Source organism: Sphingomonas sp. TZW2008, from assembly GCF_002117915.1.
GTDB lineage: Bacteria > Pseudomonadota > Alphaproteobacteria > Sphingomonadales > Sphingomonadaceae > Sphingomonas.
Genome location: NZ_BDJB01000010.1, coordinates 17604 through 41808, shown reverse-complemented (window position 1 = coordinate 41808; position 24205 = coordinate 17604). Strand labels below are relative to the sequence as shown.

The 24205-nt window shown below is 69.0% G+C and carries 19 protein-coding genes; 9 read left to right on the top strand and 10 right to left on the bottom strand.

The features are described from left to right. Positions 1 to 35 precede the first annotated feature (35 nt). From yghU to B7L05_RS13325, 4 genes are all read left to right on the top strand, one after another. A complete protein-coding gene (yghU, locus tag B7L05_RS13340) occupies positions 36 to 908 on the top strand; it encodes a glutathione-dependent disulfide-bond oxidoreductase (protein ID WP_085810822.1) in 873 nt (290 codons plus the stop codon). After that, on the top strand, positions 905 to 1519 hold the full coding sequence (locus B7L05_RS13335) for a glutathione S-transferase family protein (RefSeq protein WP_085810783.1): 615 nt from the start codon (positions 905 to 907) through the stop codon (positions 1517 to 1519). The genes yghU and B7L05_RS13335 overlap by 4 nt, the downstream gene beginning before the upstream one ends. Positions 1520 to 1725: 206 nt before the next feature. Then, complete coding sequence (locus B7L05_RS13330; protein WP_218776017.1) at positions 1726 to 2670, top strand: SDR family oxidoreductase; 945 nt, start codon at positions 1726 to 1728, stop codon at positions 2668 to 2670. 40 nt (positions 2671 to 2710) lie between these two features. Further along, positions 2711 to 4522: an NAD(P)/FAD-dependent oxidoreductase gene (locus B7L05_RS13325; RefSeq protein ID WP_085810782.1), complete on the top strand. Its 1812-nt coding sequence runs from the start codon at positions 2711 to 2713 to the stop codon at positions 4520 to 4522. Between the two features lie 192 nt (positions 4523 to 4714). On the opposite strand, the gene B7L05_RS13320 is transcribed toward B7L05_RS13325, so the two are convergent. Beyond that, positions 4715 to 6880: a FecR family protein gene (locus B7L05_RS13320; protein ID WP_085810781.1), complete on the bottom strand. Its 2166-nt coding sequence runs from the start codon at positions 6878 to 6880 to the stop codon at positions 4715 to 4717. A 174-nt stretch (positions 6881 to 7054) separates the two neighbouring features. Here B7L05_RS13320 and B7L05_RS13315 point away from each other — a divergent pair, with 174 nt between their 5' ends. Together B7L05_RS13315 and B7L05_RS13310 are read left to right on the top strand one after the other, a co-directional pair. Further along, positions 7055 to 8701, top strand: a complete 1647-nt coding sequence (locus B7L05_RS13315; protein WP_085810780.1) for a ShlB/FhaC/HecB family hemolysin secretion/activation protein — start codon at positions 7055 to 7057, stop codon at positions 8699 to 8701. After that, positions 8701 to 10995 carry a bifunctional diguanylate cyclase/phosphodiesterase gene (locus tag B7L05_RS13310; RefSeq protein WP_085810779.1) on the top strand — a complete coding sequence of 765 codons (2295 nt, stop codon included), beginning with the start codon at positions 8701 to 8703 and terminating at the stop codon, positions 10993 to 10995. Before B7L05_RS13315 ends, B7L05_RS13310 begins: the two co-directional genes overlap by 1 nt. A 28-nt stretch (positions 10996 to 11023) precedes the next feature. Here B7L05_RS13310 and B7L05_RS13305 read toward each other — a convergent pair whose 3' ends face one another. Both B7L05_RS13305 and B7L05_RS13300 read right to left on the bottom strand, forming a co-directional pair. Beyond that, a complete protein-coding gene (locus tag B7L05_RS13305; RefSeq protein ID WP_085810778.1) occupies positions 11024 to 12244 on the bottom strand; it encodes an NAD(P)/FAD-dependent oxidoreductase in 1221 nt (406 codons plus the stop codon). Between the two features lie 168 nt (positions 12245 to 12412). Continuing rightward, a complete protein-coding gene (locus B7L05_RS13300) occupies positions 12413 to 12931 on the bottom strand; it encodes a CinA family protein (protein WP_085810777.1) in 519 nt (172 codons plus the stop codon). A 169-nt stretch (positions 12932 to 13100) separates the two neighbouring features. Here B7L05_RS13300 and uraH point away from each other — a divergent pair, with 169 nt between their 5' ends. Next, positions 13101 to 13505 (top strand): hydroxyisourate hydrolase, encoded by a 405-nt coding sequence (uraH, locus tag B7L05_RS13295; protein ID WP_085810776.1) that lies wholly within the window; start codon positions 13101 to 13103, stop codon positions 13503 to 13505. Between the two features lie 24 nt (positions 13506 to 13529). On the opposite strand, the gene B7L05_RS13290 is transcribed toward uraH, so the two are convergent. Beyond that, the gene (locus B7L05_RS13290; protein ID WP_085810775.1) at positions 13530 to 14321 is read right to left on the bottom strand and encodes a cyclase family protein; all 792 of its coding nucleotides are present in this window, start codon (positions 14319 to 14321) and stop codon (positions 13530 to 13532) included. Between the two features lie 140 nt (positions 14322 to 14461). Here B7L05_RS13290 and B7L05_RS13285 point away from each other — a divergent pair, with 140 nt between their 5' ends. Continuing rightward, positions 14462 to 15238 carry an SDR family oxidoreductase gene (locus B7L05_RS13285; protein ID WP_085810774.1) on the top strand — a complete coding sequence of 259 codons (777 nt, stop codon included), beginning with the start codon at positions 14462 to 14464 and terminating at the stop codon, positions 15236 to 15238. Between the two features lie 93 nt (positions 15239 to 15331). Further along, positions 15332 to 16636 (top strand): nicotinate phosphoribosyltransferase, encoded by a 1305-nt coding sequence (pncB, locus tag B7L05_RS13280; protein ID WP_085810773.1) that lies wholly within the window; start codon positions 15332 to 15334, stop codon positions 16634 to 16636. A gap of 9 nt (positions 16637 to 16645) precedes the next feature. Here the strand turns inward: pncB and B7L05_RS17845 are convergent, their stop codons facing one another. From B7L05_RS17845 to B7L05_RS13250, 6 genes are read right to left on the bottom strand one after another with little or no spacing between them, the layout of a single operon-like run. Next, positions 16646 to 18730, bottom strand: a complete 2085-nt coding sequence (locus B7L05_RS17845) for a bifunctional glycosyltransferase/UDP-glucuronate decarboxylase (RefSeq protein ID WP_085810772.1) — start codon at positions 18728 to 18730, stop codon at positions 16646 to 16648. Then, complete coding sequence (locus B7L05_RS13270; protein ID WP_085810771.1) at positions 18727 to 19815, bottom strand: glycosyltransferase; 1089 nt, start codon at positions 19813 to 19815, stop codon at positions 18727 to 18729. Before B7L05_RS13270 ends, B7L05_RS17845 begins: the two co-directional genes overlap by 4 nt. Next, a complete protein-coding gene (locus B7L05_RS13265; protein ID WP_085810770.1) occupies positions 19812 to 20921 on the bottom strand; it encodes a glycosyltransferase in 1110 nt (369 codons plus the stop codon). Before B7L05_RS13265 ends, B7L05_RS13270 begins: the two co-directional genes overlap by 4 nt. After that, positions 20918 to 22024, bottom strand: coding sequence for a glycosyltransferase family 4 protein (locus B7L05_RS13260; RefSeq protein ID WP_256926732.1), 1107 nt, complete (start codon positions 22022 to 22024; stop codon positions 20918 to 20920). The genes B7L05_RS13265 and B7L05_RS13260 overlap by 4 nt, the downstream gene beginning before the upstream one ends. After that, positions 22021 to 23085 carry an NAD-dependent epimerase/dehydratase family protein gene (locus tag B7L05_RS13255; protein ID WP_256926731.1) on the bottom strand — a complete coding sequence of 355 codons (1065 nt, stop codon included), beginning with the start codon at positions 23083 to 23085 and terminating at the stop codon, positions 22021 to 22023. Before B7L05_RS13255 ends, B7L05_RS13260 begins: the two co-directional genes overlap by 4 nt. Beyond that, positions 23082 to 24203 carry an SDR family NAD(P)-dependent oxidoreductase gene (locus B7L05_RS13250; protein ID WP_256926730.1) on the bottom strand — a complete coding sequence of 374 codons (1122 nt, stop codon included), beginning with the start codon at positions 24201 to 24203 and terminating at the stop codon, positions 23082 to 23084. The genes B7L05_RS13255 and B7L05_RS13250 overlap by 4 nt, the downstream gene beginning before the upstream one ends. Positions 24204 to 24205: the final 2 nt, after the last annotated feature.

Genomic DNA, 24205 nt, shown 5'->3' with positions numbered 1-24205 from the left:
GCGCGTCTATCACCGCGCGCGAGGAGAGCCAGATCATGACCGAACCGAGCTACACCCCGCCAACCGTGTGGACCTGGAACAAGGAGAGCGGTGGGCGTTTCGCCGCGATCAACCGCCCGATCGCGGGGCCGACGCACGACAAGGATCTGCCGGTCGGCAAGCATCCGCTGCAGCTCTACTCGCTCGCCACGCCGAACGGCGTGAAGGTGACGGTGCTGCTCGAGGAGCTGCTCGCCGCAGGGCACAGCGACGCCGAATATGACGCGTGGCTGATCCGCATCGGCGAGGGGGACCAGTTCTCGAGCGGCTTTGTCGACATCAATCCCAATTCGAAGATCCCCGCGCTGCTCGATCGCAGCGGCCCCGCGCCGGTTCGCGTGTTCGAGTCGGGCGCGATCCTGCTCTATCTCGCGGAGAAGTTCGGCGCGTTCGTGCCCACTGATCCCGCGGCACGCGCGGAATGCCTGTCGTGGCTGTTCTGGCAGATGGGCAGCGCGCCATATCTCGGCGGCGGGTTCGGCCATTTCTACGCCTATGCCCCGTTCAAGATCGAATATGCGATCGATCGCTTCGCGATGGAGGTGAAGCGGCAGCTTGACGTGCTCGATCGGCGGCTGGGCGAGAGCGACTATCTCGGCGGCAGCGACTATACGATCGCCGACATGGCGGTGTGGCCGTGGTACGGCGCGCTCGCCAAGGGGCTGGTCTACGAGGCTGGTACCTTCCTCCAGGTGGAGGAATATAGGAACGTCCAGCGCTGGACCGATCAGATCGCAGAACGGCCGGCGGTGAAGCGCGGGCGGATGGTCAATCGCGTGATGGGCGACCCCGCAAGCCAGCTCCATGAGCGCCACGACGCGGCCGATTTCGATACCAAGACGCAGGACAAGATCGGAGCGGCGCAGTGAAGCTCTACGACAGCCCCCGCGCGCCCAATCCGCGCCGCGTCCGCTGGTTCCTGGCGGAGAAGCAGGCCGAGATCGAGATCGTCTCGGTCGACGTGTTCAAGGGCGAGCACAAGACGCCCGATTATGTCGCGCGCGCCGGGCTCGCCAATGTGCCCGCCCTCGAGCTCGACGACGGGACAACGATCACCGAGTCGATCGCGATCTGCCGCTTCCTCGAAAGCGTCTTTCCCGAACCCAATATGTTCGGTCGCGACGCGCGCGAGATCGCGGTGATCGAGATGTGGACGCGCCGCACCGAGTTGCTGCTCGCCAACCCGCTGATGATGGCGGTGCGCCACACGCACCCAGCGCTCGCCGCGCTCGATACGCAGGTGCCCGCGATCGCGGAGGCGAACGTCGGCGCGGCGAACCGCGCGCTGCGCTTCTTTGACCGGCGGCTGGGCGAGAGCGCCTTCATTGCCGCCGGGCGCGTGACGATGGCCGATATCATAGCCTTCACCGCGATCGATTTCGCGCGGATGATCAAGTTCGCGCTGCCCGAGGAATGCGCGAACCTCGTCCGCTGGGCGGGCGAGATGCGGTTGCGCCCGGCCGCCGCCGCCGGAACCTGACACCTCGGAGCCTGCCGTCGTACAGCCGCCCACGACCTAAATAAGCGATTTGACTTAGTTGAAACGCGTTATAGGTTGAGCTGCAAGGACGAGAGGATGTCTGTGATCGCTCGGCCGTGAGGTCGCGATCGCCTGCTGACGGTGTTGCCGCAGATGCGGCATCCGCGGCGCCGCTCGTCAGACGCGACATGCGATCGAGGAGCGGGATGATGCAGGACTTCGGCGGCAGGCTGGCGGTGGTGACGGGCGGCGGCACCGGCATGGGCCGCGAACTCGTCCGCCAGCTCGTCGCGCAAGGGGCGAGCGTCGCGATGTGCGATCTCTTCGCCGATGCGATGGCCGAGACGACGCGATTGTGCGTCGCGGACGGCGTGCCGCAGGGCGTGCGCATCACCAGCCACGTCGCGGATGTGGGCGACGAGGAACAGGTGATCCGCTTCGCCGCCGAGGTCGCGCGCGAGCACGATACCGATCACATCCACCTGCTGTTCAACAATGCCGGGATCGGCGGCGGCGGCAGCTTCGTCCTCGACGATCGTACCGAATGGGATCGCGTGTTCCAGATTTGCTGGTTCGGCGTCTATTTCACGTGCCGCGCCTTCTTCCCCATGCTCCAGCGCGCCGACGCGGGGCATATCGTCAACACGTCGAGCGCCAACGGCTTCTGGGCGGCGCTGATGCCCGGCGTATCGCACACCGCGTACAGCGCGGCGAAGTTCGCGGTGAAGGGCTTTACCGAGGCGCTGATCACTGACCTGCGCAACTATGCCCCGCACATCCAGGCGTCGATCGTCATGCCGGGCGGTATCGGCACCCCGATCGGCCTCAACTCGCGCCGCGTGCTCGGCGATACCGGGTTCACCGACGTCGGCCGCCAGAAGCTGCGCCGCCACCTCACCGCGATCGGCGTCGCGGATGCCGATACGATGGACGATGCGGCGCTGAGCGAGGCGCAGGCGATGCTTGCCAAACGCTTTGAGGAAATGGCGCCGACCAGCGCCGCGCAGGCCGCGACGATCATCCTCGACGGGGTAAAGGCGGATCGCTGGCGCATCTTGGTGGGCGAGGACGTGACCCGGCTCGACAAGCGCGTCCGTGCGGACCCCGAACGTGCCTACGACCCCGATTTCCTCGCCTACGCGGCCGAGTGACGCCCCGGCGAAAGGCAGCACGATTCAGCGGAGAGTGACGATGACGAGCAGCGATCGCCTGGCCCCGGCCGGCGACCTCGACGTGGAAGCGCTGCGCGCGCGCTATCGCGCGGAACGCGACAAGCGCCTGCGCACCGATGCCGATCGCCAATATCACGAACTGTCGGGCGATTTCGCGCGCTACGCGGAGGAGGATCCCTACGTCGCGCCGGGCTTCGCTCGCGCGCCGCTCACCGATTTCGTCGAGGTCGCGGTGATCGGCGGCGGGTTCAGCGGCATGCTCGCGGCGGCGCGGCTCAAGGAAAAGGGCGTCACCGATCTGCGGATCGTCGAAGCCGGCGGCGACTTCGGCGGCACCTGGTACTGGAACCGCTACCCCGGCGCACAGTGCGACATCGAAAGCTACTGCTACCTGCCGCTGCTCGAGGAACTCGGCTATCTGCCCAAGGAGAAATATTCCTACGTCACCGAGATCTACGAGCACTGCCAGCGGATCGGCAAGCATTACGGCCTCTACGATCTCACCCTGTTTCAGACGCGCGTGTCGGAACTCGCGTGGGACGAGACGGAGCGCTGCTGGATCATCCGCACCAACCGCGGCGATGCGATGCGCGCGCGCTTCGTCATCTCGGCGCTGGGCACCGCGAGCCGCGCGAAGCTGCCCGGCATCCCCGGCATCGACAGTTTCAAAGGGCACAGCTTTCACACCAGCCGGTGGGATTACGGCTATACCGGCGGCGACACGACCGGCAACTTGTGGAAGCTCGAGGACAAGACGGTGGCGATCATCGGCACCGGCGCGACCGCGATCCAGTGCATCCCCGCGCTCGGCCGCCACGCCAAGAAGCTCTACGTCTTCCAGCGCACCCCCTCGTCGGTCGACACGCGCGGCAACAAGCCGACCGATCCCGAATGGGCGAAAACGCTCCAGCCCGGCTGGCAGCGCGCTCGTCGGCACAATTTCGCCGACATCATCGAGGGCCGCCCGTTCGACGACGATCTAGTGAACGACAATTGGACGTCGATCTTCCGCGAGGTGCAGTCGTTCGTCATCCGCAATGCCAAGACGATTGGCCCCGAAGCCGCAATGGCGCATGCCGAGCTCGCCGACTTCCGCAAGATGAACGCGATCCGCCAGCGCGTCGACGATACGGTCGCCGACAGGGAGACCGCGGAGAAGCTCAAGCCGTGGTACCGCCAGTTCTGCAAACGGCCGACCTTCAACGACGAATATCTGCCGACCTTCAACCGCCCCAACGTCGAACTCGTCGACGTGAGCGAGAGCAAGGGCGTCGAGCGGATCACGCCCAAGGGGCTCGTCGCCAACGGCCGCAAATATGAGGTCGATTGCATCGTCTACGCCTCGGGCTTCGAGATCACGACCTCGTTCAAGCGACGCGTCGGCTTCGACATCAAGGGCCGCGGCGGGCAGAAGCTGCACGATTACTGGGCCGATGGGTACAAGACGCTGCACGGCTTTGCCAGCCACGGCTTTCCCAATTGGTTCTACATCGGCGTGTCGCAGAACGGCCTGTCGGTGAACATGACCGCGATGTTCGACGATCAGGCGCAGCATATCGCCTACATCATCGCCGAGGCGAAGGCGCGCGGCGTCAGCGTGGTTGAGCCGACGCCCGAGGCGCAGGACGGCTGGGTTTCGACGATCAAGAAGCTGTCGGTCGTCAACCGCGCCTATCTCGAAAGCTGCACGCCGGGCTATTACAACAACGAAGGCGACGTCAGCGGCGGGCAGGCCGGGCAGACCTACGCCCCCGGGATCAACGCCTTCAACGCGCTGCTCGCCGACTGGCGCAGCGAGGGCGCGCTTCGCGGCCTGTCGCTCAGGCCGTGATGATCGCGCGGCAATAGCCGAACGCCCTTTCCGCTACCGCGATCGGTGCCGCGGCTGGGTGATCGGTAGGTTGCCAACCGCTAGGGCGAGGCACACCGGGCGTCGCCCGACAGGTCGGCCCGATCAGCCGAAGCGATCAGACCCGATCGCAGCGATGCGCGGCGGATGCCGACGCATTGCGCCGGGGGCCTCTCACTTCTTCTTGTCCTTCAGCGCGTCCTCGAGCTTCTTGGCCGCCTCTTCGGCCTGTTTGCCGGCGTCCTTGGCGGCCTTCTCGGCATCCTTTCTCGATGCCTTTGCTGCTTCCTCGGCGGCCTTCTGCGCATCCTTGGCGATGCGCTCGGCCTCCTTTGCGGCATCGTCGGCGGCCTTCGCCGCAGCCTTCTCGACGTCCTTGGCGGCCTTCTCCGCGTCGCGCGCCGCCTTGTCCTGCGCCGCCTTCTCGGTTTCCTTTGCGGCCTTTTCGGCGTCCTTTGCGGCCTTCTCCGACGCCGCGTCGCGTGCTGCCTTTTCGGCTTCCTTGGCCGACTTGTCGGCGTCTGCCCGCGCGGCGTCTTCCGCTGCCTTGGCGGCCCTTTCGGCTGCCTTCTCGGCGTCCTTCGCGGCCTTATCCGCCTCCCTCGCCGCATCGCCAGCCGCCTTGTCGGCTCCATCGCGTGCGGCCTTCTCGGCCTCCTTGGCCGCACGCGCCGCCGCTTCCGCGGCCGCCTTCTCGGCGTCCTTTGCACCCTTGTCGCGCGCCGCCTTATCGGCCTGCTCCGCCTGACGCGCGGCATCCTCGGCCGCCTTCGCCGCGTCGCGCGCCGCCTTCTCCGCCGCGGCGCGTGCCGGTGCATCGTTCGCACGCTCGGCGTCCGCTGCCGCCTTCGCCGCCGCTGCCGCCGCATCGCGCGCGGCCTGATCGCTTGCGGCCTTCTGAGCCTGCTGCCGGGCAAGCTCGGCCTCGGCCGCCGCTGCCTCGCGCGCCACCCGATCGGCGGCCGCAGCGCTGTCGGCCGCTGCTGCGCTCGCCGCGGCGGCGCGCGCCGTCTCCGCCGCTGCCGCCGCGTCGGCCGCCCGCTTCGCCTCGGCTGCCGCCGCTGCGGCAGACGCTGCCTCCTGCCGCGCCTGGACTTCGGCGGCGGCGCGCGCCTGTCGCTCGGCATCGGCCGCCGCCGCCTGTTCGTTCGCCGCGGCCGCCGCGCGCGCAGCATTCGCCGCTGCGGCATCGGCGGCGAGCTTCGTCGCCGCACTCTGCTCCTGCGCGGCCTGCGCGGCTGCCGCCTTCTCGCTCGCGGCGGTCGCCTCCGCCGCAGCGACTTGTGCCACCCGCTCGCTCTCGGCCTTCGCCTTGGCGGCTGCGCTGGCATCGACCTCGGCCTTCTTCGCCGCCTCGCTCGCGCCCGTCGATACGGCCTGCGCCGCGATAATGGCCGCCGCCGATTCGACGACCTTGGTCGTCGTCACGGTCACCTCGACTGCCTGCTTGGTCGCCGCGGCAACGACCGCGATGTCGCCGCCGATCGACCCAGTCACCAGCCCGCCCGTCGTCGCGGCAAGCGAGGTCGGCGCCGAATAAACCGCTTCTGCCAGCGCCGGCACAACCGGTGCCGAGACGACCGCAGGCACCACCACCGCATCAGCCGCAACCGCCACCACCGCGCTGCTCGCGCTCGCCGCGACGAGCGTCGGTGGCGCGTCACCAGCGACAGCATCACTCGTCGCTACCGCAGGCGTCGCCGTGGCCGCCTCGCCGGTAGCGGGTGTCGCCGCCCCATCCGGCGTCGGCTGCACGTCCGCCGCTGCCGGCGATTCGACCACACGCACGCGCCCCGCATCCTCGATCGTCATGCGGAAGCGGTTGGTGGCGGAGACCATTGCGATCGCGCCGGGCGTCAGCATGTCGTGCGCGCGCCCGTCGATCGTGGCCACGTCCACTGCGCCTTCAAGCACTTGCACCGACGTGCCGCCGGACGCGACGCCGACCGAGAAGGTCGTGCCCTTCACCACGGCGGCGAGGTACGGCGTCTGCACCTCGAAATGCGGGGTCATCTTCTTCTTGATCATGAAGACGACGTTGCCGAAATCCTGGAACAGCTTCGTCACGCCCGATGCCTGCGGCTCGCTGGGCAGGCGCAGCTGCGATGCGGGCGCGACCATCATGAACTCGCTGCCGCGCACCAGCACCGCGCGGCCCCCGCGCCCCGTCGTCACGACGTCGCCGGCGCTAACGCCGACGCCGCGCGTTGCGACCTTGCTGATCCCGCTGCGGGCGATCGTGACGGGGCCCGATGCCTCGCTCACCGTCCACCCGGCGGGGCCGGCGATCGCTGCCGACGACGTGGTCGCGCACAACATTGCCAGGACAAACCTGCGCATAACTTCTGCTCCCCGGCGCGCCGAATGCGCCACTCACCAGGCTGGCATGGCGCGGATAGGTTTCGGTCCGCTTGGTGCGCGTGGTGAATGCCGCATTCACCTTTTCCGGCCGCGCTAACGCTTTTCCAATCTTTCGCTGCGATCGCTCGCCATTGGCATCAGGGAGCGTGTTGAATGGGTTCGCCGAAGGTATTGGCGATGATCGCATCGGTAGCGATGCCAACGGGCGCGGCGGCGCAGGTCGTGCTCGATCGCGCCGATCCGACCGTGATCCAGCGAACGCTGCCACAGGTCGCCACGCCGGCACCCGTGCCGTCGCAAGCGCCGGCCGCGCCGCCGGTCGATCAGGCCGCCGTGCCGCCGATCACCGGCGTGATCCGCGCGGTCACGATAAACGGCCAGGCACCCATCCCGCTCGACGCCTTCGCGGAGGCGATCGCCGCGATCACCGGGCAAGAGCTCGGGCGCGATGGCCTCGCACAGGCCGCGGACCGCATCGCCGCGGTCGCCCGCGCGCGTGGCTATCCGTTCGCGACTGCCACAATCCCGGCGCAACCGCTTACCGATGGCGTCCTACGCGTAACGATCGACCTTGGCCGCATCGACGCCGTCCGCGTCATCGGCAAGAGCAACGCGGCGGCCGACCGTATCCTCGCCCGCGCGCTGCGCCGCGGCCAGGGCGTGCGCCAGCGCGATCTTGAACGCGCGCTGCTGCTCGTCGGCGATCTCCCCGGCGTGCGCGTCGTCGATACCCGCTTCGTCCGCCAAGATGGCTTCGGCATCCTCCTCGTCACGATCGATGCCGATCCGGCAAGCGCCTATGTCCAGATCGACAATCGCGGCAGCAAGGAAGTCGGTCCGATCCGCTCCACGCTGCTCGCCAGCCTGCGCGGGATCGCGCAGGACGGCGACGAATTCGCCGTGATCGCCTCGCAGACGCCGCTGCAGCTGTCCGAATTCGCCTTTCTGCGTGCGCGCTACACCGCGCCGCTGACGGCGTCCGGCACGATCGTCTCGATCGCCGGATCGCTCGCCCGGTCCGAACCCGGCGGCGCGCTCGCCGCGCTCGACGTCGTCGGCCGCAGCGCGGACGCGGCGATCGCGGTGCAACAGCCGGTCGTCCGTACCCGTAGCCAGAGCTGGTGGGCGGGGCTCGAACTTCGCGCGCTCGGCAGCAATCAGATGATCGCCGGGCGGACGCTGCGCCGCGACCGGCTGTCGACGCTCGCCGGCACGTTCAACGGCACCTCCGTGTTCGGCGGCGGCGTGCTGCGCGCGGAACTGACGGCTACCGCCGGCCTGCCGTTCGACGGTACCACGCGTGAAGGCACCCCGCTCGCCTCGCGGATTGATGGCGACGCAAGCTTCGTCAGCGCCACCTATGCGCTCGATTGGGTCCGCCCGCTCGCCCCGCGCGTCAGCGTCAACCTAGCCACCGCCGGGCAAGTCGCTTCGCGCCCGCTGCTGGCGGCCGTGGAACTTGGCGTCGGCGGCCCGGCGTTCGCGCGCGCGTACGACTATGCCGAGCGGACCGGCGATCAGGGCATCCTCGGCTCGCTCGAGGTGCGCTACGACGCCGGGCGACTGATCGGTGACGTCATCGATCGTGCGCAGCTCTACGGGTTCGTCGACGGCGGGATGGTCGACAATTTGCGTCAGAGCTTCGGCGGCGGCTCGCTCGCCTCGACCGGCGCGGGCGCGCGCGTCGGTACCGGGCGCTTCGACTGGTTGGTCGAGGTCGCACTGCCGCTGAACGCCGATCGCTTCGACACGGGCAACCGCAACCCCCGCGTATCGCTGCGGCTCGCACGCGCCTTCTGATGCGCACGCGGCTGCGGATCTGGCTCATCATGCTCGCCGCCGTGCTCGCCGGCGCGCTGATGATGACGGGCACGGTCGGCGGCCGGTTCGAGCGCGGGCTGGAGCCGCTGCGCTTCGCCGCGAACGGGCACGATGCGAGTGGGCGTGTCGTGGTCGTCGAACTCGACGCGGCAAGCATGGCGGCGGTCGGTCGTTGGCCATGGCCGCGGCGCCATTATGCGCGCGCGATCGATCGGCTTCGCCGTGCCGGTGCCGCGTCGATCGTGTTCGACGTCGACCTCTCCGCCCGGTCCGATCCGCAAGACGACGCGATCTTGGCGGGCGCGCTCGCCCGATCGGGCGGCCTCGTCGCACTGCCCACGTTCAGCCAGCAGGCGCAGACCGGTGAGGCGCGCCTAATCGACTCGTTGCCAGCCGCGGCCTTCCGCCCGCACGCCGCACTCGCCTCCGTCAGCATTCAGCCCGATGTCGACGGCCTGGTCCGCGACATGCCGCTCGCAACGACGACGGCAGCGACGCCGCGCCCGACACTCTCGGCCTATATCGCCAGCCGATCCGGCACCGCGGACGCGACCTACCCGATCGACTTCTCGATCCGCCCTGACAGCGTGCCGCGGCTGAGCTTCGCCGCGCTCGCGAGCGGCCGCTTCAACCCCGCGCTGATCCGCGACCGTAACGTGCTGATCGGTGCGACGGCGATCGAGATGGGGGATCGCTATGCCGCAACCTATGCCGGCGTCCTTCCCGGTGTGGTGATCCAGGCGCTCGCCGCGGAGACGCTGCTGGCAGGCGTCCCCGTCCGCGGCGGCCCGGTTGCCGTCCTGATGCTCGCGCTCGTCCTCGCGCTGCCGATCGCCCGCGCTCGGCGGTGGGTAACAGCGGTGGCGGCCTTCGCCGGCGCGACGGCACTTCTCGCGGCGGCGGTGCTGATCGCGCAGCACCGGTTCCTCGTCCACTATCCGCTCGGCATCGGCATCGGGATGCTGACGGTCGTGCTGATGCTGTCACTCGCGCAGATCGTCAGCCATCGCTTCCGCGAGGAGCAGCTGACCGACAGCGCGACGGCGTTGCCCAACGAACGCGCACTGCTCGAACGCGCTGCGGCCCCGATCGGTGCGATCGGTGTCGTCCAACTGACCAATTACAACGGCCTCGCTGCGATTCTGACCCCTATCGATCTCGCACAGGCGATCGTCCGGATTACCGAGCGTTTGCGCCTCGCATCCGCCGACGGCGTGGTCTATCGCGTGCGCAGCGATCGGCTTGCCTTCGCGCTGTCGAGCGAGCAACCCGAAGAGGATCTGGTCGCCGGGCTGCGCGCCATTCTGATCGAACCGGTCGAAGTCGCCGGCCGCAAGATCGACGTTGCGGCGGTGATCGGCACCGCGACGGGCGCGACGATCGCGGAATGCTTCTCCACCGCTGCCGTGGCGGCGGACGAGGCCACCGCGGCGAACGAATTCTGGCACGGCGGCATCACCAATCGCGACGCGCTCGAACGCTCGGTTTCGCTGATGGGCGAACTCGACGATGCGATCGCCGCCGGCCATGTCTCGGTCCACTATCAGCCCAAGCTGCACCTTTCCACGGGACGCGTGCGCAGCGCCGAGGCGCTGGTCCGCTGGCACCACCCGACACGCGGGTTCATCGCGCCTGACGTCTTCATTCCGCTCGCCGAACAGGCTGATCGGATCGTGTCGCTGACGCTCTACGTCCTCCAAACCGTTCTTGCCGATATCACCCGCTGGCGCCGCGAGGGCCATGATCTCACCGCCGCGATCAACATCTCGGCCAAATTGCTGTCGAACGCGGCTTTCAACGCGCAGGTCGATCGGATGCTCGATGCCGCCGCCGTGCCGCCCACGGCGCTGATCTTCGAGGTAACGGAAAGCGCGGCGATGTCCGATCCCGACCGTGCGATCGCGACGCTCAACGGCTATCGCGCGCGCGGCATCGCGGTGTCGATGGACGATTACGGCACCGGTCGCTCGACGCTTACCTATCTGCGCAACCTGCCGCTCAACGAATTGAAGATCGACCGCAGCTTCGTCCAGCACGCACGCACCCGGCCGCAGGACGCGCTGCTCGTCAAATCGACGTTAGACCTTGCGCATCAGATGCAGCTGACCGTCGTTGCCGAGGGCGTCGAGGATGCGGCGACGCTCGAATTCTTGCGCGGACTGGGATGCGACTACGTCCAGGGCTATCACGTCAGCCGTCCCGTCCCGGTCGACACCTTCCTCGCATCACTCGCCACCTGGAACGGCGAAGCGCCGAAAGCAGCCGCGGGCTGAACGCGATGTAAGCGCTCGGCGGCGCGGCCTACATCTCCTTTAGCGGTACCGTCGCGTCGGCCAGCCGCTCCGGCGCGACGACCGCGCCGCTCTCGACCAGCTTCCTACCCTGGACATAGTCCTTGACTGCATTGACGCAGTCGAGCGCAATGACGCGGCCCTTTTTCAGATAGACCAGCGAGAAGCTGCGCGTCGCCGGATCGCCGCGGAGGACCGCGGCGTCGTGGCCGGACGAAAGCCCGACCGTCTGCAGCTTCAGGTCATATTGGTTCGACCAGAACCACGGCACGGCGTGATAGGCCGCGTCCTGCCCAGCGATCGTCTTGGCGACGACGGTCGCCTGGTCGTTGGCGTTCTGCACCGATTCGAGCCGGATCGCCGCGCCGTCGGCATAAGCGTTGGCGTGCAGCGCGCAGTCCCCGATCGCGAACACGTCAGCAAGGCTGGTGCGACACTGCGCGTCGACCGCGACGCCGCTGCCGCCAGCGGCACCCGCATCGAGCAGCGGCGCGACCGCGGGGACGATGCCGATCCCGACGATCACCATCTCCGCCGGCACGATCTCGCCATCGGCGAGGCGCACCCCGCTCACCCGGCCGTCTCGCCCAAGAATGCAATCGACTGCGACGCCGAGCCGCACATCGACGCCGGACGCGCGATGCTCGGCCTCGTAGAACCGGCTGAGCGGCTCCCCCGCGACGCGCGCCAGCACGCGCGGCAGCGCCTCAAGCAGCGTCACCTGCTTGCCGAACTTGGCGAGCACGGCTGCGGCCTCGAGCCCGATATAGCCGCCACCGATCACCACTGCGCGCTCGACATGGGCGAGCTCCGCCATCATCCGGTCGGCGTCGGCGCGGGTGCGTACCGTGTGCACGCCGGCAAGGTCGTGGCCAGCGCACGTCAGCCGACGCGGCGCACCGCCCGTCGCCCAGATCAGGTGGCGATAGCCAAACGATTTGCCGTCCGCCGTCATGACGCGATGCGCCACCGGATCGACCGCCGTTACTTCACGGCCGAGCAGCATCTCGACACCGCGCTCCTGCCAGAAGCTCGCCGGGCGGATCAAAATGCGGTCGAACGGCTTGTCGCCGGCGAGATACTCCTTCGACAGCGGCGGGCGCTCGTACGGCAGGTCGGGCTCGTCGCCGATCACCGCGATCGTGCCGTCGAACTTCGCCTGGCGCAGTGCGATCGCCGCCTGCGCGCCACCATGGCCCGCCCCGACGATCACCACGTCGTAATCCTGCATCCCGCCCTCCGATCGCGCCGGCTATAGCCGACGGTAGCCACGGCGCCACCCGTCCCACGCGGGGTGGCGGCTCCGCAGGCCGACGGAAGCGGTGTTTGGCCTTCATAACTGACGACGAGGCACGTCCCGCGACCTTGCTTCGGATCGATCGACCGCTAGCCGGTTGCCTCAGTCTCGCGCGTCACTGTCCGGCGTAGGCGCAGCGTCGAGCACGTCGACGACGAAGTGCAGCGCCGCCTGCGCGAACGCCGCCATGTTTGCGATCCGGTCCTCGATCCCGCTCTCGAACGTCGTCGCGACGCCACCGGCCGGCCCGGCGACGGCGATGCAGCTGCGCCCGATCGGCGCGCCGCGCGGGTGCCGGTCGGGCCCTGCCGCCCCGCTCTCCGCCACTGCCCAGTCGGCGCCGAACCGCACGCGGATGGCCTCCGCCTGAAGCATCGCATACGCCTCGGTCACCGATTCCTTGCCGGCATAAGCGTCGCGCGGCAGCCCGAGCAGCACGTCGCGGCCGCGCAGCGAGTAGACCACGCCGCCGCCGCGGCAGAAACGCGTCGCGCCGGGTACCGTCAGCAGCCCGGCGAGGATCAAGCCGCCGGTGGCGCCGTCGGCCACCGCGATCGTCTGGCGGCGGGCGATCAGCAGCGCGCCGGCCTCGGCCGCGATCGGGGCGAGCGTGTCGAGCATCGTGCGACCCTTGCACCCGTGCGTTCGGGTCTGCAACCGCGCACAGGGCACGGCTATTGCTCAGGTCGACGGTACGCGAGATACACGCCGGTCTTGCTCCATCGCCGCCGATCTGGTTCGGCCAGGGGTGCCGCCCGATCGACCGATCGGCCTTTCGAGAGACCGCACCATGAACCACCGGATCACCCCGATCGCCCTACTCGCCCCCCTCGCCGTCGCCGCGTCGCCGGCATCAGCCGCGGAAATCTCGACCCATGTGCTCGACCTCGCCCGGGGCGTCGGCGGCCGCGACGTTCCCGTCGTCCTGTCGAAGCGCACGCCCGCGGGTGATTGGAAGAAGATCGCCAGCAGCCGCACCGATCAGAACGGCCGGGTGCGCAGCTTCGGCGATCCCAAAACCTTAACGCCCGGCGACTACCGGCTCGATTTCGACATGGCGGCCTATCCCGATCGCGCCGCCACGCCGTTCTTCCCGGAAATCACCGTCACCATTCGCGTCACCGACGTGGGCGGCCACTATCACGTCCCCGTCGTCGTCAGCCCCTATGGTTACTCGACCTATCGCGGGAACTGAGCCGATCCCGCGAGACGCGCGCGCTTAGTCGGGCAGCACCGCGACGACGCGGCTCCAGCCGGCGCTCGCCGCCTTGATCTTGACCGGGAAGCACATCACCTCGAACCCGGTGGGCGGCAGCTGGTCGAGGTTGGCGAGCTTCTCAAGCTGGCAATAGCCGATCTCGCGCCCTGCCTTGTGCCCTTCCCAGATGATCGACGCGTCGCCGGTCTCCTGCCAGCGCCGCGCCGTGTGGACGAACGGCGCGTCCCAAGACCAGCCGTCGGTGCCGACGACGTGGACGCCCTGCCCGGCGAGGAACAGCGTCGCCTCGCGTCCCATGCCGCAGCCGCGGCTGACATAGTCGGCCTGCCCGAACGCCGCTCCCGCGGCGGTATTGACCAGCACGATGTCGAGCGGCTGTAGCCGATAGCCGATCCGCTCCAGTTCGTCGGCGATCTCCGCGCTGCCGACGACGTGGCCGTCGGGCAGATGGCGGAAATCCAGCTTCACGCCTGGACGCCAGCACCAGTCGAGCGGGATCTCGTCGATCGTCATCGCACGCCGGGCGCCGCCCGCAAGCGCCGCGTCCTGCGTCGCGTGATAATGGTACGGCGCATCCATGTGCGTGCCGTTGTGCGTCGAGAGATCGACGCGCTCCACGGCCCAGCCCTGCCCGTCGGGCAGATCGGCCGCGGCCAGACCAGGAAACGAAGCCACAATCTGCGCGACGGTATCGTGATGCGCGCTGTAGCTGATGCGGGGCTGCGTTCCCGGCGGATCGGCGACGGTTTCGTTGTCGAGCGTGATCGACAGATCGAGCAGGCGCCGCGCCATCACTTTTTCTCCTCGTGCAGCCCCGCGACGCTATTGCCTCCACCCTGCGCCCACAAGCCGCGCTTCGGTCCTCTGGCGATGAACGATCGCGCCGCCTGATCATTATCGCAGGCATCACCATCCCCCGCGGAGCAACCAGCATGAAGACGAGCGGCAATACCATCCTGATGACGGGCGGCGGCAGCGGGATCGGCGAGGCGCTGGCGCACCGCTTCCACGATCGCGGCGACACGGTGATCGTCGTCGGTCGCCGCCAGGGAGCGCTCGATCGCGCCGCGGCGGGACGCGAACGGATCCACACGCGCACGCTCGACGTCGAGGATGCCGCGGCGGTGGCGACGTTCGCCAAGTCGATCGTCGCCGATTTCCCGTCGCTCAACGTCCTGTTCAACAACGCCGGGATCATGAAGTTCGAGGATCTCACCGCCCCGCGCGATCTCGCCGATGCCGCGGCGACGCTGGCGATCAACGTCATGGGCCCGATCCGGCTGACCGACGCACTGATCGATCACCTGGCCCGCCAGCCCGACGCCGCGATCGTCACCGTCACGTCGGGGCTCGCCTTCGTGCCGCTCGTCGCCGCGCCGACCTATTCGGCGAGCAAGGCGGCGATGCATTCGTACACCGTCTCGCTACGCACCCAGCTCGCTGGCAAGGTCGAGGTGATCGAGCTCGCGCCGCCGGGCGTCCAGACCGACCTCACGCCGGGGCAGGCCAACCGGCCGGGCTATATGCCGCTCGATGCGTTCGCCGATGCCGTCGCGGCGCAATTCGCGCAGCAGCCCACCCCGCGCGAAATCCTGGTCGACGAAGTGCAGTTCCTGCGCCAGGCCGAGCGCGAGGGCCGGTTCGACGAGACGCTGAAGACGCTTACCGAGCGCGCCGCGCAGCAGCGCGCCGCCGGCGGCGGCGAATAACGCCTCTATCAGCGCGCCTCGCCGCGGCACCAACCGTGCCGCCGCGGCCGTGCGCCGCCACCCGTCGCCGCCCCTCCCGCCGGACGAACATCGATGGCCGTCACCGATATCGCGAGCCGCACCTACGATCACAGTTTCCGGCTCGATCCAATCGTCCGCAGCCTGCTCGATACCGATTTCTACAAGCTGCTGATGCTGCAGATGATCCGGCACCTGTACCCGGACGTGCAGGCGACCTTTGCGCTGATCAACCGCACTACATCGGTCCGCCTCGCTGACGATATCGACGAGGGCGAGCTGCGCGCGCAGCTCGATCACGCGCGCACCGTGCGGTTCACCAAGAAGGAGCTGATCTGGCTCGCGGGCAATAGCTTCTACGGCCAGCAGCGGATGTTCGCGCCCGATTTCCTCGCCTGGCTCGCCCACTTCCAATTGCCGCCTTATACGTTGCGCCGAGTCGACGGCCAGTACGAGCTGCGCTTCGAGGGGCCGTGGACGCACACGACGATGTGGGAGATCCCGGCGCTCACGATCGTCAACGAACTTCGCTCGCGCGCCGCGATGCGCGACATGGGCCGGTTCGCGCTGGACGTGCTCTACGCGCGCGCCAAGGCGAAGTTGTGGGCGAAGGTGGAGCGGCTGCGCACCCTGCCCGATCTGATGCTGTCCGATTTCGGCACCCGCCGCCGCCACAGCTTCCTGTGGCAGCGCTGGTGCGTCGAGGCGCTGAAAGAGGGGCTCGGGCCGCGCTTCATCGGCACGTCGAACGTCCTCCTCGCGATGGACAACGATCTGGAGGCGATCGGCACCAACGCGCACGAACTGCCGATGGTGCTCGCCGCGCTGGCGGACAGCGACGCCGATATCGCGAGCGCCCCCTATCGCGTGCTCGACGCATGGCGCGCGCATTACGGCGGCAACCTGCTGATCGTGCTGCCCGACGCGTTCGGCACCGCGGCCTTCCTCGCCGGCGCGCCCCCATGGGTCGCCGACTGGACCGGCTTCCGCCCCGACAGCCTGCCGCCGATCGACGCGGGCGAGCAGATCATCGCCTGGTGGCGCGCGCACGGCCGCGATCCCGCGGAAAAGCTGCTGATCTTTTCCGACGGCATGGACGTCGCGTCGATCGAGGAGACCTACCGCCACTTCGACGGCCGCGTGCGGATGAGCTTTGGCTGGGGCACCAATCTCACCAACGATTTCCGCGGCTGCGCGCCTGACGGCACGCGCGGGCTCGACGCGATCTCACTCGTCGCCAAGGTCGTGAGTGCGAACGGCCGCCCCGCCGTCAAGCTATCGGACAATCCCGCCAAGGCGACGGGAGACCCGGATGAAATCGCGCGCTACCGGCGCATCTTCGGCAGCGCCGGCCAGGTCGCTTCGCCCGTCAGCGTCTAGCGCGGCGCCTCAGGCGGCGACCCGCGCCGTCAGCGCCGCGGCGCCGACCTCCTCGCTGAACCAGCGGCACGTCATCGCTAGTCCCTCGCGGATCGAGACGCGCGGTGCCCAGCCGAACAGCGCCGTTGCGCGCGAAATATCAGGCTTGCGGCGCCGCGGATCGTCGACCGGCAGCGGCAGATAGTCGACCTTGGGCGCCGTGCCCGTCAACGCTACCACCATCTCGAGCAGTTCGTTGACGGTCAGCTCGGTCGGGTTGCCGAGGTTCACCGGTTCCATCGGGTTGCAATCGGCCTCCATCAGCCGGATCAGCCCGTCAACCATGTCGGATACGTAGCAGAAGCTGCGCGTCTGCGATCCGTCGCCGTGGATCGTGATCGGCGCGCCGGTCAGCGCCTGGCACACCAGGTTCGAGACGACACGTCCGTCGTCGGGCTGCATCTGTGGCCCGTAGGTGTTGAAGATCCGCGCGACGCGCACATCGGCGCGCTGCATCCGCGCATAGTCGAACGTCATCGCCTCCGCCGCGCGCTTGCCCTCGTCGTAGCAGGCACGCGGCCCGGTGCAGCTCACCCAGCCGCGATAATCCTCGCGCTGCGGATGCATTTCGGGATCGCCGTAGACCTCGCTGGTCGACGTCAGCAGGAAGCGCGCGCCGGCCTTCTCGGCAAGCCGCAGCAGGTGATGCGTGCCAACGACGTTGGTCAGCATCGTATGCTCGGGATCGGCCTGATATTGCGGCGGCGACGCGGCACAGGCGAGATTGTACACCCGCGTGATCCGCGCCGCCTGCGCCAGCACGTCATCGGGCAGCGGATTGATGACATCCGCCTCGATGAAGCGCACGCCCGGCATCTCCTCCAGCAGCCGCAGGTTGGATGGCCGCGCCGTCTGCAGATTGTCGAGGCAGATCACCTCGTGCCCCCGCTCGGTCAGCGCGCGGCACAGGTGCGAGCCGATGAAGCCCGCCCCGCCCGCGACCAGCGCGACGCCTTGATCACGGCCCATCCTTGTCCCTCCTGATTGCTTGATTTCGTGCGTGTCGGGGCGGCCTTCCGCTTCCCGAAGGTAGGTTTCGAGCTCGGCCGCGCGGTGGCGCGCGGTATGACCGCCGAGCACCACCGCCTGCGCCGCGCGGCCGATGGCATCAGCGTCGCGCGCCAGCGCGGCGATCACGTCGCCAGCCTCGTCGGCCAGCAGGATCGCTTCGCCGGGTGCGAACAGCTCATCGATCCCGTCCCACCGATCCGAGATGATCGGCGTGCCGCACGCCGCCGCCTCGAACAGCCGCACCGATGGCGACCAGCCCGCGGCGATCATGTCCGCGCGCGTTACGTTGAGCGTGAAGCGCGACGCCGAGTAGAAGGCGGCGTGCTCGGCGGGCGGCAGATGCTCGATCCGCTCGACGTTGGCTGGCCAATCGATATCGTCGGGATATTGCGGCCCCGCGACGACGAAGCGGCGTTCGGGGCAGCGCCGCGCGGGCTCGATCAGCAGCCGCTCGAGCGTCGGCTGGCGATCGGGGCTGTAGGTGCCGAGGTACGACAGGTCCCAGCGCTTCGCCGCGCCGGTTGGGGCATAGGCGTCCGCGTCGACCGAGCAGTAGAGCGCGCGTGCCGCCGGCGCGGCGTAGTCCTGCTCGATCCGCTGCAGCGTCGGCCCGCCGGTGAACGACAGATACACGTCGAAACCCGGGATGACGTCGGGCGACAGATATTCGAAGTCGCCGCGCGCCAGCTTGGCGAGCGTCACCGGCGTATCAATGTCGTAAAAGGCGGTGGTGCCTGCCGCCCATTCCTGCACCCGCTGCGCCACCGCGACACCATCGGGCACGTACGAGCCGACGATCACCGCATTCGCCGCCGCGATCTCGCCGCGCCAGCGTTCGAGATCGGTAAGGTCGGCATAATAGGCGAGCCGGCAGAAATCGGGATCGGGCAGGTCGCGATGCGCCGCATACCAGGGCACGTCGCGCTCGAGGAACAGCACGTCGTGTCCGCGCGCGGCAAAGGCGCGCAGCAATGCACGGAACGTGGTCGCATGCCCATTGCCCCACGACGACGACAGCGACAGGCCAAGGACGACGAGCTTCATGCCGCCTCCGCCCGCTGCGCCATGCGATCGCGCAGCAGCGCGTCGACCTGCGCGCCACGCAGCCGGTACGTATGCTCTCGGCTGACGCGTGCCAGCGCCGCCGCGCCGATTGCCTTCGCCCGCTCGGGCGTCAGCGCGGCGAGATGCTCGGCGACGTCCTGCCCGTCGCGCGCGACCAGCACTTCGGTGTTGGGGGTGAGGAACTGCTCAATCCCCTCCCATGCATCGGTGATGAGGCAAGCCGCCGCCCCCGCCGCCTCGAACACCCGCGTCGCCGGCGAGAAGCCGACGTTCGCCATCGAATCGCGCGCGACGTTGAGCACCGCCAGCGGGCTCGCGTTGAAGGCATTGTGCTCGACGGTGTAGACGTGTCCGCGATGCCGAACGTTCGCCGGCATCGCCTTCGTTTCCCAGCCATTGCCGCCGATCAGGAACGCGCGATCGGGCAGCGACGCGGCGGGGCGCAGGAAGAACTCCTCGACCCGCGCCTCGCGGTCGGGCAGCCGGTTGCCGAGGAAGGCGAGATCGCACGCGAAACGCGGGTCGCTGGGCACCGGATGGTGCGTCGCCGGATCGAGCGCGTTGTAGACGGGGATGCACGCCGCCGCGCCGAATTGCTCGTACGCATCGATCACCGGCGGACCGCCACCGTAGGTAAGCACCAGATCCAGATCGGGAAGCGCGGCGAGCACGGGATGTGTCGCATCGCCGCGCATCTCGTCGAGCGTCGCGGCGGCATCGACGTCCCAGAACAGCTTCAACGCGCCAGGCCGTGCACCTGCCACGACGCCTTCGAGCAGCTCTCGGTCGTATACGCCGACGCCGTTCGCCTTGACGACGACGTCGGCGGCCGGCGCCTCGGCCAGCACCGACTGCAGCCCTGCGTCGGTCGCCGGATAGACGACCGAGCGGCACCAGTCGGGCGCGTCGATATCACGATGCTGCTGCCGGTCGAACGCGTCGGGCTCGTAGAAGGTGATGTCCCATCCGCGCCGCGCGAGATCGCCGAGGATGCCACGGTAATAGGTCGCCGCGCCGTTCCAGTAGGACGATACGAGGCTCGAGCCGTAGAAGGCGATCTTCACGCGGCAGTCTCCAGCGAAGGCTTGGTCAGGGAAGCGACGATGCGCAGCAATTCGTCCGCGCGATGGTCGCAGGTGTGGCGCGCGCGGATCGTTTTCAGGCCGTGCGCGGCGAGCGCCGCGCGCAGCGCGGGATCGGCGGCAAGCGCGACCAGCTGCGCCGTCATCTGCTCGCCGGTCGCGGCGGTCAGGTAATCGGCGCCGGGCGCGAACAGCCCCTCGGCATCGTCCCACGGCGCGGACACCAGCGGGATGCCGCAGGCGAGCGCCTCGAACACGCGGATTGTCGGAATGCCGGGCAGGATCGTCGCGTAGAAGCGGCGCGGGACGTGCACCGTCGCCAGATGCCGCGCGAAGATCCCCGGCGCCGCAGCGTTCGCCGCCCAGCCGTGATACCGCACGCCGTAGCGCGCCAGCGTCGCGCGCGCCGCGTCGGGATAGCGCACGCCGTAGATGTCGAGCGGCAGCGCGGCGCGCTGCGCTGGGCGGAACAGGAACGTCTCGAGCTCCTCGGTCCGCTCCCCGTCGCCCCAGTTGCCGATCCATACCAAGCCAGTGCGCGCGGTCTCCTCTGCCGGCGGATGGAAGCGGCGAACGTCGGCAGCCTCGTGCCACGTCCACACGCGGTTCCCCCAGCCCCAGCCGCGATACACCGCGCTCAGCGTCTCGCCGAACGCCAGCACCCCGTCGTAGCCGGTAAGGTCAAACGCCTGCATCTCGTGCGGCGCGCTCACCGCGCGGTGATGCGTATCGTGGAACAACAGCGTGAAGCGCCCGCCCCGCGTGCGAACCGCGCCGATCGCCGCGACCAGCGCCGGATCGTTCCATTCGTGGACGATGACGAGTTCGGCGTCGTCGATCAGTGCGGCGGGATCGTCGGCCGGCGCGAAGACGTGTGAGGAGAGTTCGGGATAGCTTGCGCGATACGGCGCCAGCCCCGCCTCGCCGTGATCGCGCAGCAAATTGTCGAGGCTCCAGCTTCCCGCCGGCTCGTGAACACGCACGTCATGCCCACGTGCGATCAGCGCACTCAGCACGCCGCGCAGAAAATGCGCATTGCCGTGGTTCCAGCACGACGCCAGGCTGTGCGTGAAATAGGCGATTTTCATGCCGCCACCCGCGGCGCCATCGCCGCCGCGTCCGCCGGCACCCCCACCGCGCGATAGATCGCCGCCATCCCCTGTGCCATCGTCGCGACGCTGTAGCGCGCGGCGCGCTGTGCAGCGGCGTCGCCTGCCCCCGCGCGCCGCACCGGATCTTCGAGCAACGCCTTAATCGCGTCGGCGAAACCCGCGGCATCGTCGCACGGCACGAAGGTCGCCGCACCGTCCCACAGTTCGCGAAAGGTCGGGATGTCGGCAAGGACCAGCGCGCACTCCGCCTGCGCCGCCTCGAGCACCGCCAGTCCGAACGGCTCGTAGCGCGCGGCCGACGCGAACACGGGGCGCCGCGCAAGCTCGCCGGCGAGCGCCGCCTCTTCCAGCGATCCGAGCGCCTCGGCATGCGCCAGCGTCACGCGCTCGCCGTGCGGCGCCACCAGCGGCCCCGCGGCGCGCAACGACACCGGCAGCAGCGCCGCTGCACGGTCGAGCACGGCGACGTTCTTGCCGCGATCCCACAGCCGCCCCGCGGTGAAGGCGACGTCGGCCACGGGTTGCGGCGCACGCATCAGCGGGGAGCGCCCGTTGTGGACGATGCGCGGCTCCTGCGGCAGGTCATAAACGCGCGCGACGTCCGCGGCGAACGCCGCGCTCGGGCACACCACGGCCGCGGCGCGCGCGAGGCCCTCGGCGACAAGTGCGGTCTGCCACGCAAAGTCCGCCGGCGGCGCGCCCTCGCCTGCCGCCGCCCACCATGTCGCGACGCAGCTGTGCACCGCCACGACGACGGGAACGGGCATCGGCTCGGCTGCGAGCGCGGGCTGGTTGATCTGCACCAGATCGACGTCTTCGGCGGTGACGAGCACGGCGAGTGATCGCGCCGCTGCGCGTACCGCGGCAGCGTCCGCCGCCAGCCAGTCGAGCGGCAGCCCGGTATCGACGATGCGCAGGTCGCCCGCCGCCCGGCGCTGCGCCGCGTCCGGCGCTGACCCGAGCACCGCGATCACCGTCTCGATGTCGAGCCCGCGCAGCGCCCGCGCGAGATCGACGGCATAGGTCCACACGCCGCCGAGCGCGTCGGCGGTCATCAGCAGTCGCAGCGGCGCGTTCACGCCGCCGCCTCGCGCGGCGCGGCGATCGCCAATCCGCGTGCGTCGGCCAGCCACCGGGCCAGCCGCGCGACGCCGTCGCGCCACTCTCGCCGCGCGCCTAGACCGAGTGCAGCCTGCGCGGCGCGCGTATCGGCGACGAAATAGCGCTGATCGCCCGCGCGCCAGTCCTCGAACGTCACGTCGATCCCGCGCCCGAGGAGATCGCCGATATGCGCCAGCAACTGGCGCAGGCTGACGGCATTGTCCGCCCCGCCGCCCAGGTTGAACGCCCGACCGGAAACGCGATCGATTGCATGCCATGCGGCGAGATACGCATCGACCGCGTCGGCAACATCGAGGATGTCGCGCATTTGGCACCCGTCACCATAAAGCGTGATCGGCTTGCCTTCGAGCGCGCGGATCAGGAAGTGCGCGACCCAGCCCTGGTCCTCGGTGCCCATCTGCCGCTGCCCATAGATGCAGCTCATCCGCAGCACCGCAGTGCGCAGCCCGTAGCTGCGCGCATAGTCGAGCACATATTGGTCGGCCGCACCCTTCGAGCAGCCGTAGGGCGTATGGAAATCGAGCGGTCGACCCTCGCCGATGCCGTGCGCGCGTATCGCCGCATCGGACGGCACGTAGCGATCGCCGTCGCGTTCGAAGTCGAGATCGGCGAGATCGCCGTACACCTTGTTGGTCGACGCGAAGATCAGCGGGGCTTCGGGGTTCCGCGTGCGCAGCGCATCGAGCAGATGCAGCGTGCCGAGGATGTTGACCGAAAAATCGTCGCGCGGATCGACGAGGCTGGTCGTCACCGCGACCTGGCCGGCAAGGTGGAACACCGCGCCCGCGCGCACCGCCGCGTCGGCGAGCCGCGCCTCGTCGCGGATGTCGGCGACGATCGGCTCAATCCGGTCGCCGTGGCGCGACTGCAGCCATTCGAGATTGCCCGCGACGCCCGGCCGCGACAGCGCGTCATAGGCGATCACGCGATGCCCCTCGCCCGCCAGCCGATCGACGAGGTTCGATCCGATGAAGCCCGCGCCGCCGGTGACGAGGATCGGCTGGTCGCCGCCGGTCACGCCACCAGCCCTCGCGCCTCGAGCTCGGCGCGCATTTGCGCCACGCGATCGGGCGCGGTCTGCACCGCGACCCATTCCGCAAGTTCCGCCAGCCCCTGGTCGAAGTCCTGCGTCGCGCGGAAGCCCAACATGTCAGCGGCGAGCGTGGTGTCGCAGAAGCAGTGGCGGATGTCGCCGATCCGCGCCTTGCCGACGATTTCCGGTTGGATCTGGTTCTTGCCCATCGCGCCCGCCAAGGACGCCGCGACGTCGCGGACCGAGCGGTGATGCCCCGATCCGATGTTGAACGTGCCGCCCGCCGCCTGCGGCAGCACCAGCGCATCCGCGAACGCGCGCGCCACGTCGGACACGTGGACGAAGTCGCGCCGCTGCTCGCCGTCCTCGAAGATCATCGGCTGCTGGCCGTTGAGCAGGCGCGAGGCGAAGATCGCCAGCACGCCGGTGTAAGGATTGGAGAGTGCCTGCCCCGGCCCGTAGACGTTGAACAGCCGCAGACACACGCCCTCAATGCCGTACGGCTTGGTCATGATGTGCGTCGTGCGCTCCTGCACATATTTGTTGAGCGCGTAGATCGAGGCGAGGTTGGGCCGTTTCCACTCGGGGGTCGCCACCGCCGCAAGCGGCCGTCCGAGATCGTCGACGGGATCCCATTGCGCCTGATTGTCGCGCAGCGCCGGGCGATCGGCGTCCTGCACCAGCTCGCCGTCGGCGTCGCGGTAAAGCCCTTCGCCATAGATCGACATCGAGGATGCAGTGACGACGCGCCGCACCGGATGGTCGATCAGCGCCTCGAACAGTACCGCGGTGCCGACGTCGTTGGTCGAGGTGTAGCGCTCCACCTCGTACATCGACTGGCCGACGCCGACTTCGGCGGCGAGATGGATCACGCTGTCGATGCCGTCGAGCGCACGCGCCACCGCCGCCTTGTCGCGCACGTCGCCGCGGACGAGTTCGGCCTCGGCGTTGAGCATCTGCGCGCCGTCGGTCTCGCCGTGGACCTGCTCGATCAAGCTGTCGAGCACCCTGATCTTGTTGCCCCGCCGCAACAGTTCGTCAGCAACAAACCGACCGATGAAGCCAGCGCCACCAGTTATCAGTATATGCTCGGACAATCCCACCC